16 protein-coding genes are annotated in these 13,707 nt (G+C 71.9%); 7 read left to right on the plus strand and 9 right to left on the minus strand.

Going from position 1 to position 13,707, the window contains the following annotated elements; genetic code table 11:
• Positions 1–308 precede the first annotated feature (308 nt).
• Together ACZ51D_RS35020 and ACZ51D_RS35025 are read right to left on the minus strand one after the other, a co-directional pair.
• Entirely contained in the window at positions 309–668 is a 360-nt protein-coding gene (locus tag ACZ51D_RS35020) for a hypothetical protein (RefSeq protein ID WP_465664569.1), read from the minus strand.
• Between the two features lie 226 nt (positions 669–894).
• Positions 895–1,257 carry a peptidoglycan-binding domain-containing protein gene (locus ACZ51D_RS35025; RefSeq protein ID WP_465623865.1) on the minus strand — a complete coding sequence of 121 codons (363 nt, stop codon included), beginning with the start codon at positions 1,255–1,257 and terminating at the stop codon, positions 895–897.
• 203 nt (positions 1,258–1,460) lie between these two features.
• On the opposite strand from ACZ51D_RS35025, the gene ACZ51D_RS35030 reads away from it, so the two are divergent.
• A complete protein-coding gene (locus ACZ51D_RS35030; protein WP_465664570.1) occupies positions 1,461–2,480 on the plus strand; it encodes a S66 peptidase family protein in 1,020 nt (339 codons plus the stop codon).
• Between the two features lie 368 nt (positions 2,481–2,848).
• On the plus strand, positions 2,849–4,162 hold the full coding sequence (locus ACZ51D_RS35035) for a hypothetical protein (protein ID WP_465664571.1): 1,314 nt from the start codon (positions 2,849–2,851) through the stop codon (positions 4,160–4,162).
• Between the two features lie 189 nt (positions 4,163–4,351).
• Here ACZ51D_RS35035 and ACZ51D_RS35040 read toward each other — a convergent pair whose 3' ends face one another.
• A complete protein-coding gene (locus ACZ51D_RS35040) occupies positions 4,352–4,717 on the minus strand; it encodes a hypothetical protein (RefSeq protein WP_360502624.1) in 366 nt (121 codons plus the stop codon).
• A gap of 90 nt (positions 4,718–4,807) precedes the next feature.
• Here ACZ51D_RS35040 and ACZ51D_RS35045 point away from each other — a divergent pair, with 90 nt between their 5' ends.
• Positions 4,808–5,851, plus strand: a complete 1,044-nt coding sequence (locus ACZ51D_RS35045) for an ArsR/SmtB family transcription factor (protein ID WP_465664572.1) — start codon at positions 4,808–4,810, stop codon at positions 5,849–5,851.
• A 345-nt stretch (positions 5,852–6,196) separates the two neighbouring features.
• Here the strand turns inward: ACZ51D_RS35045 and ACZ51D_RS35050 are convergent, their stop codons facing one another.
• Positions 6,197–7,201: a S41 family peptidase gene (locus tag ACZ51D_RS35050; protein ID WP_465623870.1), complete on the minus strand. Its 1,005-nt coding sequence runs from the start codon at positions 7,199–7,201 to the stop codon at positions 6,197–6,199.
• Positions 7,202–7,258: 57 nt separating this feature from the next.
• Between ACZ51D_RS35050 and ACZ51D_RS35055 the strand changes: the two genes are divergently transcribed.
• Positions 7,259–7,780 (plus strand): ArsR/SmtB family transcription factor, encoded by a 522-nt coding sequence (locus tag ACZ51D_RS35055; protein ID WP_465623872.1) that lies wholly within the window; start codon positions 7,259–7,261, stop codon positions 7,778–7,780.
• Positions 7,781–7,935: 155 nt separating this feature from the next.
• On the plus strand, positions 7,936–8,625 hold the full coding sequence (locus tag ACZ51D_RS35060) for a hypothetical protein (protein ID WP_465664573.1): 690 nt from the start codon (positions 7,936–7,938) through the stop codon (positions 8,623–8,625).
• A 90-nt stretch (positions 8,626–8,715) separates the two neighbouring features.
• On the opposite strand, the gene ACZ51D_RS35065 is transcribed toward ACZ51D_RS35060, so the two are convergent.
• Complete coding sequence (locus ACZ51D_RS35065; protein ID WP_465623875.1) at positions 8,716–8,886, minus strand: zinc-binding dehydrogenase; 171 nt, start codon at positions 8,884–8,886, stop codon at positions 8,716–8,718.
• Positions 8,887–8,933: 47 nt separating this feature from the next.
• Between ACZ51D_RS35065 and ACZ51D_RS35070 the strand changes: the two genes are divergently transcribed.
• Positions 8,934–9,206, plus strand: a complete 273-nt coding sequence (locus ACZ51D_RS35070; RefSeq protein ID WP_465664624.1) for a winged helix-turn-helix transcriptional regulator — start codon at positions 8,934–8,936, stop codon at positions 9,204–9,206.
• 256 nt (positions 9,207–9,462) lie between these two features.
• Here the strand turns inward: ACZ51D_RS35070 and ACZ51D_RS35075 are convergent, their stop codons facing one another.
• The 3 genes from ACZ51D_RS35075 to ACZ51D_RS35085 all read right to left on the minus strand — a co-directional run bounded on the left by ACZ51D_RS35075 (position 9,463) and on the right by ACZ51D_RS35085 (position 12,113).
• On the minus strand, positions 9,463–11,262 hold the full coding sequence (locus tag ACZ51D_RS35075; RefSeq protein WP_465664574.1) for a hypothetical protein: 1,800 nt from the start codon (positions 11,260–11,262) through the stop codon (positions 9,463–9,465).
• A gap of 57 nt (positions 11,263–11,319) precedes the next feature.
• On the minus strand, positions 11,320–11,538 hold the full coding sequence (locus tag ACZ51D_RS35080; RefSeq protein WP_465623879.1) for a hypothetical protein: 219 nt from the start codon (positions 11,536–11,538) through the stop codon (positions 11,320–11,322).
• Between the two features lie 197 nt (positions 11,539–11,735).
• The gene (locus ACZ51D_RS35085) at positions 11,736–12,113 is read right to left on the minus strand and encodes a peptidoglycan-binding domain-containing protein (RefSeq protein ID WP_360502636.1); all 378 of its coding nucleotides are present in this window, start codon (positions 12,111–12,113) and stop codon (positions 11,736–11,738) included.
• A gap of 309 nt (positions 12,114–12,422) precedes the next feature.
• On the opposite strand from ACZ51D_RS35085, the gene ACZ51D_RS35090 reads away from it, so the two are divergent.
• Positions 12,423–12,680 (plus strand): DUF5302 domain-containing protein, encoded by a 258-nt coding sequence (locus ACZ51D_RS35090; RefSeq protein ID WP_465664575.1) that lies wholly within the window; start codon positions 12,423–12,425, stop codon positions 12,678–12,680.
• 271 nt (positions 12,681–12,951) lie between these two features.
• Here the strand turns inward: ACZ51D_RS35090 and ACZ51D_RS35095 are convergent, their stop codons facing one another.
• Positions 12,952–13,677 carry a hypothetical protein gene (locus ACZ51D_RS35095; RefSeq protein ID WP_465623883.1) on the minus strand — a complete coding sequence of 242 codons (726 nt, stop codon included), beginning with the start codon at positions 13,675–13,677 and terminating at the stop codon, positions 12,952–12,954.
• Between the last annotated feature and the right edge of the window lie 30 nt (positions 13,678–13,707).

Raw genomic sequence — 13,707 nt, forward strand, 5'->3', positions numbered from 1 at the left:
CACCGATCACCGCACCCACCGCGGCAGACCTCGCCGACCTCGTCGGGCGAACCCACACCAAGAACGCCAAGTAATTAATCGGCGGCTCCCAGGGGGTCCACGCGCCACGCGGACGGGGGTTCCCCAGCAGCCGGACAAACCCGCGTCCGGCAGCGGACGGCGGGCACCGCCACGCACGAGCACCAGGCCGGGCGAGGGAGGCCGAGCTCCACCCGGCCGCGCTGCGTGACCGGCCGGCGACCGAAGCGAGCCGGCTCAGCCGGGTCGGCCGCAGCCGCGCCCGGGAGGTGGTGCTGGCCGAAGGCCACCTACGGGAGCACCACGCCTGGGCCGGCCAGTTCGCTCGCCTCGCGGCCGAACGGTTGATCCGCAACGGACTGACCCACGGTGCCCGAACCCGCGACGGCGAGCGCGATCTCGTTGTACAGGAATCCCTCGAAGCCGAGCGGCTGCCCGGTCTCGGGACTGGGCGCTGCCGATGGTGTGTAGAGGTGCAGCTCGTCGCTGATGCTGACCATCCCGTACCGGTCGGCGAACGCCCGGTAGTCCGCAGGTAGTTGGAAACCGAGCGTCTCGGGCCCCAGCTCCCACGGGACCGGGACCACCCCGCCCACAGGCGGCGGCCCGATCACCGCACCGAGCCGGTCCAGCATCCCCTCGATGTTCACGTCCACTCCCGGCAGCCACCCGTTCTCGCCGGAGGGTATCCGTTTCCGCTGGCGTCGCCCGTCGTGCAGCGGTCTGCGAAACCGAACACCGCCGCCTCCTGGCGGGCCTTCGTCGCCGCCGCCCGCGCGGGCTCACTTCCCGTCGAGGGCCGACACCGACCCCAACGGCGTCGGGGGCAGGGCATCAGCGGATGCCCTGCCCCTGACGCTGTCCCTACCGGCTACCTCAGCAGTTGGGGTAGGCGTTCACAGAGCTCCACCAGTCCAGCGCCCCCCAGGTCTGCGAGCCGACCTGGCCGTCCACCTGGAGGTATCCCATGCACTTCTGGAAGAAGTAGACGGAGTTGAGGGTGTCCTGGCCGAACACCCCGTCGACGGTGATCTTGGCGTGCTTGTCGGGGTTGATCGAGTAGTTCAGCTCGCACTGAAGCTCCCGTACGGCATCGCCGGTGGCACCGACCTTCAGCAGCGGCTCGCTGGTGCTCCACTCACCGCAGCGAGACCCCGCGGCGTTGGCGGTGCCGGCGGTGGCGACGGTGCCGGCGAGGAGCAGGCCGGTGGCGGCCAGCCCGATGACGATCTTGCGCATGGTTGTTTCCCTCCCGTTTGGCATGCGCCTGGCGGCGCAGCGCGTGCCTCGACACTAGCCAGCACGATGCCCCCGCGGGGTATCCAATCGGGCACCCGGTTCCGTGGGCCAATCGGACAGCCGCGGGCCCCTGCCCCGGCTCTGGGGCCGACGAGCGGCGAAAGTCGGGTGACCCTGCCGGTGGCACCGGCGACACTGGCGCCATGACTGGTTCCGCACTGCCGCAACTGCTTCGACCGCGTGCCCTGAGGCCCGGAGATCTCGTTGTCATCGCCGCGCTGTCCGGTCCGCTGCCGGCCGCTCATGAGCCCAACGTCGAGCAGGCGGTGGTCGTGCTCGAGCGGATGGGGTTCCGCGTGCGTCGGGCTCCGCTGCTCCAAGCAGGACGGCACCACTGGTGGAGCGCGGCAACGCCGGCCGAGATCGCCGGGGAGTTCAACGGCCTTCTCCGTGATCCTGAGGTGCGTGCGATCGTCGCGGGTGACGGCGGTCAGACGGCGCTCGGCTACCTCGACCTGATCGATGTCGAGGCGGTCAGGGCCGACCCCAAGCCGATCCTCGGCTACAGCGACATCTCGCTGCTGCATCTGGCGCTCTATGCGTGCACCGGTCTGGTCGGGTTCCACGCCGACATGGCCGTCCCCGGCTTCGGCGGACACTGGCAGCGCGCGCCCGTGGCGCGCCGGGCGGAACTCGAGAGGCTGTACTCCAGGCTGCTGACCGGTACCGAGGCGATCGGTGCGCTGCCTGCGAGTGCGTCGTGGGAGTGCTGGCGTCCTGGCCGTGCCGAGGGCCGGCTGATCGGCGGGGTGATCAATCGCATCGTGCTGGCGCAGGCGACGCGTTTCGCGCTGCCCCTCGAACGGTTCGACGGTGCGGTGCTGTTCTGGGAGGAGATGGGCGGCCTGGCATCGCACGTGTGGAGCTACCTGCAGGTGCTGCGGCACGGCGGCATCCTCGACCGGATCTCCGGCATGGTCGTGGGCGTTCCGCGCGAGATCAGCGGACTCGAGCCCGGCGCGTCCCCGACCCTGCCCGAGATCGTCCTCGACGCCCTCGGCAACCGGGACATCCCGGTCCTGGGCAACGTCGAGTTCGGGCACGCCGGCCCGAACCTGCCGATGCCGGTCGGCATCCGCGTCCGCCTCGACGCGCAGCAGCGGACACTGTCGCTGCTCGAACCGGCGGTAGGGCCCCACGCGACGATCAGGCCCGTCGGCTGAACACCGCGGATCAGTGAGCCGACAGCGTCGCGACGTCCGGTCCGGACGCTCGGCTCCTGACGTCGGGATCAGCAAGGCGGTGAGCCCGTGCGGAGAGGTCCGGGCGGCCGAGACGGTGGCCGGCGGGTCCACCGGGAAAAATTCTTCGAACCCGCCTGCAACCCGGGCGGGTGCCGCACGTCTGTACAAGTGAGAGGCGCGGAAGGGAGCCACCTTCCGCAGGCGGGGGCGATCTCTGCGTCCGTGGTCCGGCAGGGTCACGGGCCCGCCCCGGCCGCTCGATCTTCCACTCGATCGTTCATCCGCTTCCGGCGTAGCCGAACCCCATGTTCGTCATGCCCACAACAAAGTTGCTTCCAGGGGGAACCATGTCCACCACCCGTATCCGCCGCTCCCGCTCCCGCCACGCCGTCTCCGTCGCGGCCGCGCTCGGTGTCGCCGCGCTCGGCGGCACGCTCGCGCTGCCGGCGCAGGCGGCCTTCGCCGTGGGTGCGCCGCACGACACGCACAAGGGGACACTGACCGTCCAGGCGCCGGCGGCGGTCGGCTTCGCCGGGCAGCCGGTCGCATTCACCGAGACCCTCGCCAACACCGGCACCGAGGACACCGCCTTCGCGCTCCTCCTGCAGACCACCACCGAGGCCGGCACACCGCCGCACGCGATCACGATCGACTACAAGGACCCGGCGGACGGCGCGTGGAAGTCCGTCCCGCTGGGCTTCCACGCCGGGCTCTACGAGGCCACCTACGACGGCGCGACCGGCGCCATCACGGTCGCAGCCGGCAAGACCGTGAAGCTGGACCTGCGCATCGGCGCCCCGATGGGCCTGCCGCACGACGGCGCGACCAATGGCGGCTTCCGCTCCATCACCCTGGACTCCCGCCTGACCGTGCCGGGATCGGGGGAGAACCTGGCCGATGAGGTCAAGACGATCAAGGTCGACTCCATCGGCAGCTCACTCGCCCACGTGCCGGCCACGGCGGTCGCCGGCGGGGAGCCGATCGAGTTCGACGCGGTACTGGCCAACCCCACCCCCTCCGCGTACGTCAACCTCGGCAACGTGCTCTTCGTCGACCCTCACGCCACCGTCCAGGTCCGCAAGGCCGACGGCTCGTGGACCACCCTGCAGAAGGTCTCCGACCAGATCCCGGACGACAAGCCCGGCGTCTACCTCCAGGGCCGCGACTCCTCCATCGCGGCGAGGAAGACCACGGTGACCCGGGTGCGGGTCTCCTACGACGCGGCCACGCCGCCGGGCGCGACCCAGATCAGCCCGTGCGTCTTCGTCAACGAAGGAGCCCCGTTCCGCGGGACCACCAACTGCGGCCAGGGCGCCACCGTCAACGTCGTCGCCCCCGAGAAGAACACCGACAAGAACACCGAGAAGAGCACCGGCACGAGCGCCGACAAGAGCGCCGACAAGTCCACCGGCGCCGAGCCCGGCACCGGCACCAAGCCCGGCACTCAGGCGAAGCCTGCCACCGACACCAAGCCGGCCACCGACACGGCGCCCGCCGCCGAGGCGTCGGCGCCCGTCCCCGCCCCGGCCGCCCCCGTCACGGGTGAACTCGCCGCCACCGGCGCCCAGTCCGACGGCATCACGGCCGCCACCGCCGCGGCACTCGCCGCCTTCGGCACCGGCGCGGTCCTCCTCGCCCGCCGCCTGCGCCGCCGGTCCTGAACCACCCGCCGACCCGCGCCTGCCCGGGCGTCCGGCCTCGTCGGCCGGGGCCGTCGGTCAGGACGCGGGCGGCGTCCTCCTCCCGGGCTCGGCGGCGGTACCCGGGGCGGTTCGGCTCCGGGACGTGCCGCCGGTCCCGTCATGGTCCGGTCCCCCGAGGCGGGGCCAGGACGGAACCGGCGAGGCCTGTCAGTACGAGGCGCTGGTGGCGCACCGGCGGGAGTCCAGGTTGCACACGACGACGTACGAGGTGATTCCGGCGTCCAGGAGCTTCGCAGTCCAGGCCGTGTCGTGAGGGATGCTGGTCCAGTTGCTCGAGCGCCCGCCGTTCGACTGCGTGAGCACCACGCTGCAGCCGTCGCCGGTGGTGGAGGTCGCGTAGCCCTGCACGTGGTCGTGCCCGTCGGCGAACGTGACCACCATGCCCCCGGCGCAACCGGGGACGTTGGCCGTGTAGGTGGTACTGGCCGACGCCGTCGCGGCGCTGAGGCCCAAGCCGGCGGTGGCGGCGACGACGACAGCGCCGAGGCGGACAGCGGTGCGCTTCCTGATCATCAGTGTCTCCTGGTGTTCGGTGTGTTCCTGACTCAAGGCAACCGGCTGACGGGACCGCCCCTCGAGTGATTCGATCAGGTTCGAACACTCATGACGCCGACCGCACGGGCGGCCGGCAGCCGACCTCCGGGGGGTGTCGTGCTCCACCTCGACATGGACCGCACCGTACTCGCGAACACCCGGTTCGCGATCTCGCCGCTCAGCACCGGGATCGGCGCGCTGCGCCTCCTGCGCGACAACAAGCGCCCGGGCGGCGACGGTTGGCGGGGCAGAATCCAGGAGACCGTCCATGACCGCAAGCTCGTCCTGCTGGGCTCGCTGTTCAGCGGCTCGTGGGACTACGTACCGGACTTCCTGACACCCCAGCCGCACGCCCCCGAGACCGGACTGCACGAGGAACTGCACACCGTCGCCACCACGGATCCCGCCCGGCTGCGCTGGGAGCTGCAGGTCATGGCCCAAGGGGTCAGCGAGGAGCACCTGGCGGGCCGGGCCACTCCCGTGGCCCTGCGCGACGCCCTGGAACGGGGCGAGCACGACTTCGCCGAACGGATGGCGGCGGAACTGCACCGGCTGTGGGAACGCGCCCTCGCCCCGCACTGGACGGCCCTGCGTACCCGTATGGAAGAGGACATCACCCACCGGGCGCAGACCACCGCCCGCCACGGCCTGTCCGGCATGCTCGCCACCCTGCACCCCGGGATGCTCTGGAACGACGACCACCTGAGTCTGACCAGCCGCTTCCACGCCCGGACCAGCGCCGCCACCGGCCTGGTCCTGACCCCCTCCGTGTTCACGACGGACCTACGCGTGGTCATCGACTCGATACCCGCACCCGCCACACGCCAGCCCATGCTCGCCTACCCCTGCCGCCCCGGACCGGCCACCCGCCCCGGACCGGCCGTCCACGCCCTCCTCGGAGCGACCCGCACACGACTGCTGTCCGACCTGCACACCCCCCGCACCACCGCGGAACTCAGCGAACGGCACTTCCTCGCCACCAGCACCGTCTCCTACCACCTCGGCATCCTGCACCGCACCGCACTGGTCACCCGCACCCGCACCGGACAACACGTCCTCTACCGCCAAACGCCCCGCGCCACCGACCTCCTGGCCACCCCTCAACCCCACTGACCCCACTGACCCCGCAACCGACCATGACCGACACGACCGCTACCGGACCGGTGCCTGTGCCGGCGTCGGCGTCGGCGTCGGCGTCGGCGGGGCCAGGCTGTACGGGACCACCGCCGCCGGGACAGGACCGCGGGACGGACGGGGCGTATGGGGCGGGCCGGCCGGCGACAGCCCCGGCCCGCCGGTGGAGCGTGTCAGGAGCACACTCCACCCGCCGGTCAGCCTCCCGTCGATGCGGGCCCCGGCCCGCCCGCGCAGCCGCACGCCGGACCGGAAAACCCGGGCCGCCTCGCCACCGGTCCGGTAGTGGCGGCCGGTGGCGGTGTCCGGGGTGGCGGGGCTGTGTCAGGAGCCGTTCTGCGCCAGGCGCGTCACGGCCAGTTCCAACGCGCGCTCGAGTGCGGTTTCGGCTCGGCACGGCACGTCGGGCTGGACGCCGGTGCCCTCCCAGTTGGTGCCCGAGACGGGGTTGAGCGCGCGGGCGACGGGGACGGAGAGTTCCAGGTGCGGGTGCACCGTCCAGCCCTCGCGCGGGTGCGCACCGCCGCGGGTGCTCTCCCCGACGACCTCGGCGCGCCCGAGTTGCTGCAGGTCGTAGGCGAGTTCCTCACCCGCGGAGAAGGTCTTCGCACTCGTGAGCACGTAGAGCGGCTTGGTGGCGCCGTAGCGGGCGCCCGGGACGAACGGGGGCGTCCAGGACTGCTCGGTCTTCTCCCCCTGCCGCGAGACGATGGTGTTCAGGTGGGTGCGGCCGTCGAGCAGGTAGCCGCAGACGAAGGCGACCGTGTCCGGGTCGCCACCGACGTTGCGGCGCAGGTCCAGGATCAGCGCGCGGGCCGGGGCCACCAGGGAGAGCGCCGCGGCCAGCGGCTCGGCCGCCCAGTCCAGGGGGAACATCGCGGGTGCGATCTCCAGGACCGCGACTCCGGAATCGAGGAGCTCCACCCGCGGAACACCCCCCAGGCCCTCGTCGAACTGCCGCCGCATCTCGGCGAGTACGGCCGCGCCCCGCTCCGACGGTACGGGCTCGGCATGGAACTTCAGAGCCAGGTGCTGGTCACCGTTGACGGACCGCAGGTCGGCGGTGACCCCTTCGGCCAACTCCTCCGCGGTCGCGGCCCGGTAGGCTCCCTCCGCACACCGGCTTCGCAGCAGGGCCGCCAACTGCCGGGCGACATCGGGGAAGACGTAGTTCCCGGCGACCAGGTCGGCGATCGACTCGACGACGCCGGCAGCGTCCGGGACCGGGACGGCGGTGAGGCCGGCGGCCGTGACGGTGTCGGTAACGGGGGCAGTGGTGTCAGCGGCGGTGGCGTTGTCCAGCGCGGGTGACGAGGTGGTGGTGGTCATGGCAGGGAGTAGACCAGCGACTTGTCAAAGCGTCAACCGCACTTAACACTTGATTCGGTGAGCCATCAACCAGACGAAGACGTCCAGCAGATCAGCACACCCCAGCAGCACGCCGCGCTCGCCCACCCCGTACGCCAACGCCTGCTCTTCGCCCTGAGCGGGCAGCCCTCCACGATCAGCCGACTCGCCGCGCAACTGGGCGTGAACAAGGGCAGTGTCTCCCACCACCTGCGAGTGCTGTGCGAAGCCGGACTGGTCCAGGACGCCGGGACTCGGCAGGTCCGTGGCGGCACCGAGAAATACTACCGGCGAACCGCACAACGCCTCCTCGTCGACGAGCCACAGGCCGAAGGCACAGCCGCGATGCTCGGCGCGGTCGCCGCCGAGACGGACCGCTCCCCCCTCGAACACACCCTGACCCTGCGCCACCTCCGACTCAGCCCCGCCAAGGCCGCACAGCTGGCCCAGGCGCTGACCCGCCTGGTCGACGAAGTGGAGGAAGACCCCGGCGAACCCGTGCACGGCCTGCTCGTCACCCTCTACCAACAGCACGACGCCAGCACACGAACCCGACCCTGACCCCGCACCCGTCGACCCACAACCCACAACCCACCAACCCCTGTCCAAGTCCCGGACCAAGGACCGAAAGCGCTGCTGCGCCGCGCAGATCCCCGACGAGCGGGACTTCCGCACCGTGAGCGTTTAACCTCGCCTGATCACAGAACGTCACACACATGATCGCAGTGTCGAGGGGTTTCGCGGTGGAGCTTGTGCCTGATGACGATTCGCTGGGTGGTGTCCGACCACTTCTGGAACGTGGCGAGGCCATTGTGGGCTACGAGCCCCAGGAGGGGTTCCCGGATCGCTGCTGGGTTCTGCACACCGTCACGGTGCGAGGGGAACGGGTCCGGTGGGACGACGTGCTGGCGCACGCCGGCAAGCGACTGGAGGACTGGCAGTACACCCCCTCGTTCCGGGTCTTCGAGGGGCTGGACCTGCCCGAAGACGTAGAGGGCCCGGACCTGGGCGAGATTGACCGCGGCAGCCTGGCCCGCCTGGTCGAGGTCCTCGCCCGGCACAGCCCTGATGGGCTGCGCACGGAGTGCTACTGGGCCCAGGCGGGGATCGAGGACGCGGGCCGCCCCATCCCGGCCCGCCGGGGCCGGCTGGAGGAGGCGCTTGCTCACCACGATGCCTGCGCGTGGCCCGACCGAACCGTCCACACCCAGTTTCCCGCGCACTGGTGGCCCGTGGAGGGCTCCTGGTTCGTCCTGACCGACTGGGACCTGAGCGCGACCGAGGTGTTCGGCCCTCCGGCCCTGATCGCCGACCTTCTCGCCGATGACGGGCTGGATGCCGTGCGCCACCCCAGCATCGCCGAGGTCGAGGGCAGCGTCGCGCAATGGCGCGAGCAGGCACCATGAGCCCACTGCGCATCCTGCCGGCCCTCTGACCTCGAACAGCGTCCCGAACGGTGTCACTCACCAGGGAGTTCGCGGATCGGACCCAGGAGCTCACGCCCCCGGGTCGACGCACGTGTCGGCGGTGACGCTGAGGACGATCTTGCCGCGGGTACGGCCCGACTCGCTGGCGGCGTGGGCCTCGGCGGCGCGCTCGAGGGGCAGGGTGCGTTCCAGACGGACCCGCAGCAGGTCCCGGTCCACGAGGTGGGCGAGGGACTCCACTGCGCTTCGGCCAACAGCGCCGTCTGCTCGACGGCGTGACGCAGAAGATGCTCACCCAGACCCTGCGCTCCCTGGAACGCGACGGCCTGGTCACCCGCACCGTCTACCCCACGGTGCCCCCCACGCGTCGAGTACTCACTCACCGACCTGGGCCAGGCCGCCGGCCGGCTGACCACCGCCGTCGCGGACTGGGCCGTCGACCACGTCGCTCTGATCCACACCGCCCGCGCCGTCTACGACGCGCGGCCCGAGCAACCCGAACCAGCGAGCTGACGACACCCGGCCGGGACGGGCGGGCACGCGGGTGGACGGAGCCTTAGGGCGAGGGCGCCTCTTCAGTCGACGCGGGGAGCAGGCACCCGGGCGGCCAGCGAGCCAGGGCCAAACTACCTTCCGCCCGCCCGAGGAGACCACTTCTTTCCGGGGACCCGCGAGGCAGACCGGTTTGCGGACCATGGGTCAGCTACACGGTCCCATCGAAGCGCTGCGAGCCGTGGGAAGACCGGTCCCGTTCGCGTCCCGACGAGCCCGTCCGCGTCCGGGACCGGGGCGGGCCGTCCGTTGTGTGCGGCAGCGTCAAATCCTCGGCCCTCCCTCCTCTCGGACCAGCCGCCAGGCCTCGCTGAACAGCTCGGGAAGCGTGCCCGGGAGCAGCTCGAAGGCCGTCACCTCGCTTTGGTCGGCGCTCAGCCGGGCGCCGACCATGGGTGCTTTCCGGGCCTCCATCGGTGGCAGCGGCTTCCTGGCGTGTGCCCACAGGCCGGGCAGGAACAGCGAGCGCCCGGCGCGGGGCCGGCGGTCTTCCACCACCAGGCCGCGTGTCACCAGCTCCGCGGCGGCCGACTTGTGGCGGGCCGGTGTCCAGGCGTTCCAGCGCCGCACGTTGCGGTCCGACGGCACGGGCAGGGCCAGGAGTTGGAGGTAGAGGGTGGCGGTGTCCTCGGACAGGTCGAGGGTGGTGGCGACGTCGGCGACCAGGTCGGGGGTGCAGGCGCGGGGGTCGGATTCGTAGCGGCCCGCGGGCAGGTCGTCGGCGGTGATGCGGGCCATGACGCGGTCGCAGGTGCCGCCGGTCAGCCAGTCCCAGCGTCGGCTCCCCCGGTTGCCGCGGCTCAGCGCCGAGTGAAGGACCCGGGCCGGGGAGTCGCCCCGCGCCAGTGCCTTGCGCAGGTGGCGGACGGCCTCCGGTGCGCCGGCCCGTACGGGGTCGCCGGCGGGGAGGTCCGCGTATGCCCAGGGGAGGCCGGTGAAGACGGCCTCCGCGACGGTCTCGGCGTCGTAGTCGCCCATGACGTCCCATGCGGTGCGCAGGTGGCGGTGTTCGGGCGGGCAGGGCCAGATGCGCAGGTAGAAGCCGGGCGGCAGGGTGGCGTTCGCCGGGTCGAGGAGCAGGTGGCACAGGTGGGCGGCCGGCATCCGGGTTTCCAGAGCGACCGCGGCCTGCCAGGTGCTCCACGGCGCGTGCCGGCGGGCGCCGTGCTGCTGCGCCCAGGCCCCGGCGGTGCGCTGCGCGACGCGGGCGAGGCCGCCCGGCTCCCACAGGTCAGCGGGGTCTGCGGGCATCACGTCGGCGAGCAGGGCGAGCCGCTCGTCGTCGTGCAGCATCGACAACTCGGCGCGCGCCGATTCGAGTTCGCGGGCCTTGAAGCCGTAGGTGGCGAGCTCGTGCTCGTCGAGGAAGGGCACACGGTAGCCGCCCGCGCCAGGGTTGCCGGCCAGGACGAGGGCGGCGGCGGGGCGGCTCAGGCCGGTCGCCTCGCTCAAGGCGAGGACCGCGTCCACATCCCAGGCGAACGGGCCGCGCTCTCGAACGAGCTCCGTCAGGCGCAGCAGCTGCCCGGGGGTGCCCCAGCCCCGGGGGCAGTCCTCGACGTAGAGGGGTTCCTCGGGGCGGGGGGCGGCGTGGCCGCCGGGCAGGACGGCCTCGCAGTAATGGGTCCTGCGCGCGGCGGGCAGGTGGGTGCCGAAGGAGGCGCCGTGGTGGTCGCGGACGGTGAAGGAGGTCGTTCCGGCGAGCCGGCCCACGCGGAAGCGGTAGGCGGGGTCGGCGAACGTCGTCCGGGCCCACATCTCCAGGAAGTCGAGCAGGAGCTCGCGGCGCTCGGGCCGGGTCGCGGGCGCGGCGGCGCGCAGGGCGAGCGCGCCTGTGCGTCCGATGAGGTCCGTCCAGCTGCCCGCCGCGGGGAGCCGGACACCGCGTTCGCCCGGCCCGGGTTCCCACGTGCCTTCGATGTAGCGGCTGACGCGCCTGATGCCGGCGAAGGAGTCCTTGTCCCACATACCCAAGGCACCGACCAGCCCTTGCAGGGCCGCGGATGCGGCGAATCCGTCCCACGTGCGAGGGGTGCGGGCTGCGGACGTGTCGATCTCGGTCATGTGGCTGATCATGACGGCCGGCACCGACAGCGGGCCGCCGGGGTGCCACGGCCCGCTTCACGCATTGAGCGGCCCGCTACCGGAAGCCGCGGACGGTGTCATGTGCGTGTTGCTGTCGGCGGTGTAAGTCAGGAGGCCGCCGGGGTCTGGATAGCGCCCATGGGCGTCGACGGCAACGACGGTGTGCAGGTGGTCGCCACGCTGTTCGACAGCCTTCGCCGCGGCCCGGACTCGGTCCACGTCCCAGGTCAGCGTGCCGTAGTCGGTTTCGATCACATGCTTCGACCGCGCCCGCCAGACGGCGCCCCCAGCCCCCTGCCGAACCGACACGAAGCCTCCCCGAACATGAACGGTGGTCCTTGCCTTCCACAACCGGACGACAAGGACCGCCGTCACGCTCGGACCCCATTCCCAGCAGTGTCTCCTGGCGGGACCCGCCAACCCCGATGCCTACCGGAGTTGAGCGTCGGGTGTCACTTGAGGGTGGGCAGGTAGGGGTAACAGCCGTAGTAGTCCTTGGTGGCCTCGACCATGACGTCGCCGGTCCTCGGGCCGACGACACCGTCCTGCTGCAGGCTCGCCCACTTCTGGATGGCCACGATAGCCCCGTAGGTGTCGGGGCCGAACGAGCCGTCCACGTCGACCGTGTGGTAACCGGTCTGGTAGTGCAGGTCGTTGGATATCTGCTGGACGCACTTGACGCTTGCGTAGGTGTTGCTCTTGCCGTAGCCGACCCAAAGGGAGCCGGAGTTGGGCACTGCCTGGGCGGTGCCGCCCAGGGCGCCGACGGTGACAAGGGCGACGGTCGCGAACAGGAACGCGCCGCGACGCTTGATGGAAGTGCTGTTCAAGGGAGCCCCAAAAGTGGCATACAAGTGATCGTCGGACCCTGGACTATACGGCCGGACCTACCGACGGGTCGCCGGCGCGGGCCCAGCTACCGGACAGCTCTCGCCCGGCTACCGCGATCAGCCACGGCAGAGCGCGGCAGAGCGGCAGCCGACGCGGACACCGATACGCCCGCCGGGACAAGCTCACCGCCGAGCAGGTCGGGCAGCTGGAGGCCCTCGGGGTGGCCTGGTAGGCCGGGCCGGTTTCGGGGCATGACATGGTGTCCCGTGAAGGCATCAACCCGACACCACCCCACCAGGAGGTCCTGCATGAGCAGCGGCGTAGCGTCATCCGAGAACCCCGAGAACCCCGAGAACCCCGAGAGGTCGGAGGCCGACCAGGCCGCCGAGGTCCCCGCGGCCGCCGCCCAGGACGACGTCAAGGCCCAATTCCTCGCCGCGCTGGAGCGCAAGCACGGCGCCAAGGGCGGGAGCACGGCCGGCGGTCCGAACAGCGAATCGAAGATCCACGGCGCGCACGCCGCGGCGGGAGGCAAGCGCAACTTCCGCCGCAAGAGCGGCGGCTGACCGCGCTGGTGCGCACCGGAGCGGCCGGGCCTCGGCGGGACGGGCTGGGCCGCTTCGGGTGTGCGCGTGCCCCAGAGCCGGGGCACCCGGGCCCGGCGGACGTTTCGGCCCGAATGGCCGGTGGGGTGTCGCTGTCCGGACACGCAGGTGTCTGCACCGGGCAGGCCGATGTGGAGCTCCACGGCGAGGGCCGTGGAGCTCCGGCCGGGTGACGGCATCGATGCGGCGATACCGCTACTGCCCCCACTCGCAGCCGCGCGGCCGGACCGATCTACAGCCCGCTCGGCCAGGTGTAGCTGCTCGGGACCGGGACTGCGGCGTTCTCGGCGGCCGTCCCGTAGACCAAGGCGACCTCGTCGTGGTCGTGCAGCAGGATCGCGGCCGGGTCGCCGTCGACCTCCTTGCCGTTGACGTAGGCCTTCAACGTGTGGGTCCCGTCGGTCTTCAGGCCGCCGAGGTGGTCGGCGGAGGCGGAGACCTGCCATTCGGTGAGGAACTGCCCGAGGCTGAAGTCCGCGCGAACCGGCGACTCGACGTGGATGACACCGCTGGTGTCGTGGCTGTGCAGCGGGCTGATCCGCTGCGCGCTCTCGTCGACGCCGATCAGCGCCGGCACCTCGACGGGCCTGCCGTCCGCCAGGACGTCCAGATGGGTGTGGATGTGCAGCGCCGTGCCCTCCGCGCCGAGCATCGGCAGCCCGGCCGCCGCCACGGCGGCCGCGACGTCACTCGGCGCGTCCCACGGCGGCAGTGTGGTGCGGCCCACAGCCGTGGTCCGCGGCTGTGCCGGGATCCCGTGGGAGGAACCGGTCGAGCCCTGGTTCGTCGCGATCACGGCGGCGATTCCCCCGACCACCGCCACGGCGACCAGGCCGATCGCGCCGCGAGCCAGTAGCCGCCGGCGCCGTTCCCGGCGGGCTTCCTCCGCCCGGAACGCCGCCGTGTGGGCCCTGCGGTCGGCCGCACCCGGCTTCCGCCCCGGTTTCGGCTCAGACATCCGTACGGACCTCCTCGCGCGCGACGGCGC

The organism is Kitasatospora sp. NPDC033851, from assembly GCF_055576085.1.

Coding starts and splice junctions, on each gene's coding strand:
- ACZ51D_RS35090 (WP_465664575.1), top strand. CDS start 12,423: ATGAGCAGCGGCGTAGCGTCATCCGAGAACCCCGAGAACCCCGAGAAC.
- ACZ51D_RS35045 (WP_465664572.1), top strand. CDS start 4,808: ATGACGCCGACCGCACGGGCGGCCGGCAGCCGACCTCCGGGGGGTGTC.
- ACZ51D_RS35025 (WP_465623865.1), bottom strand. CDS start 1,257: ATGCGCAAGATCGTCATCGGGCTGGCCGCCACCGGCCTGCTCCTCGCC.
- ACZ51D_RS35030 (WP_465664570.1), top strand. CDS start 1,461: ATGACTGGTTCCGCACTGCCGCAACTGCTTCGACCGCGTGCCCTGAGG.
- ACZ51D_RS35050 (WP_465623870.1), bottom strand. CDS start 7,201: ATGACCACCACCACCTCGTCACCCGCGCTGGACAACGCCACCGCCGCT.
- ACZ51D_RS35035 (WP_465664571.1), top strand. CDS start 2,849: ATGTCCACCACCCGTATCCGCCGCTCCCGCTCCCGCCACGCCGTCTCC.
- ACZ51D_RS35095 (WP_465623883.1), bottom strand. CDS start 13,677: ATGTCTGAGCCGAAACCGGGGCGGAAGCCGGGTGCGGCCGACCGCAGG.
- ACZ51D_RS35070 (WP_465664624.1), top strand. CDS start 8,934: ATGCTCACCCAGACCCTGCGCTCCCTGGAACGCGACGGCCTGGTCACC.
- ACZ51D_RS35040 (WP_360502624.1), bottom strand. CDS start 4,717: ATGATCAGGAAGCGCACCGCTGTCCGCCTCGGCGCTGTCGTCGTCGCC.
- ACZ51D_RS35060 (WP_465664573.1), top strand. CDS start 7,936: ATGATCGCAGTGTCGAGGGGTTTCGCGGTGGAGCTTGTGCCTGATGAC.
- ACZ51D_RS35075 (WP_465664574.1), bottom strand. CDS start 11,262: ATGACCGAGATCGACACGTCCGCAGCCCGCACCCCTCGCACGTGGGAC.